Source organism: Bacillus sp. LR--39 (assembly GCF_053613335.1).
The window spans coordinates 1-813 of record NZ_JBSIOT010000653.1 but is presented as its reverse complement, the minus strand read 5'-3'; the positions used below and the strand labels follow the sequence as shown (position 1 = coordinate 813).

Sequence of the window (813 nt, the reverse complement as noted above, 5' to 3'; positions counted from 1 at the left end):
AAGATGGCTGATTTCAAAACCACCTTTGGCATGAGGTTGGTGAATTTCGCGCCTACATAGGCACCGCACATTGTCCCGACCAGAACTTTGACAAGCAAAACGTAATCAACAAAACCTTCTGTGATATATCCGATGCCTCCACCTACAGCCAAAGGGATGATCACAAGCATCGTCGTTCCGACAGAATGGCGAATGGACAGATTCAGCATAATCATTAAACCGATTTGAATAAAAGGTGCCGACCCGATGCCGAATGTGCCGGAAAGAACGCCGGCTGCAATTCCTAAGATGACCGCTCTCGTATACGTTGAAAGAGTGCTTTGATTCACTTGAGCCTTCTCTTTTAAAATAAATAATCTGATTAAAATGAGAATTGCTGATAAAAATAACATTCCAGCCGTCAAATAATGAAGCAAATCAGCCGGAATAAAAGATGTCAGCTTGGCGCCGAAAAATGAGCCAACCGCAGCAAAGCCTCCGACTATTAAGCCGATTTTCATTTGAATGTTGCCCTCGCGATAGTGGCTGTATGCCCCTGATAAGCTTGTAAAAGCCATGCCGGCAAGCGAAGTGCCTAAAGCCGTATGAATCGGGATATGGAAAAGAAGCGTTAAAAGGGCAATGACAAAGCCGGCTCCACCGGCGCCAATAAAGCCTAAAATAATTCCTAGAAGAAACATAACAAGAATAATGAGCATATTTTTTCCTCCATTGAAAAGATGTAAAAATGTAATCGTGCGCTATTCTGGCGGAGGTATGGTGTCCTATTGACGAAGAAAAACACGCCGTTTTTTCAGTTGCCAGTAGTCCGTC

At 43.8% G+C, this 813-nt stretch carries 1 protein-coding gene; it reads right to left on the bottom strand.

The window, feature by feature from the left end:
* Positions 1–698: sulfite exporter TauE/SafE family protein (locus ACWHAR_RS25600; protein ID WP_452088249.1), on the bottom strand; the 698-nt coding region annotated here is incomplete at its 3' end.
* Between the last annotated feature and the right edge of the window lie 115 nt (positions 699–813).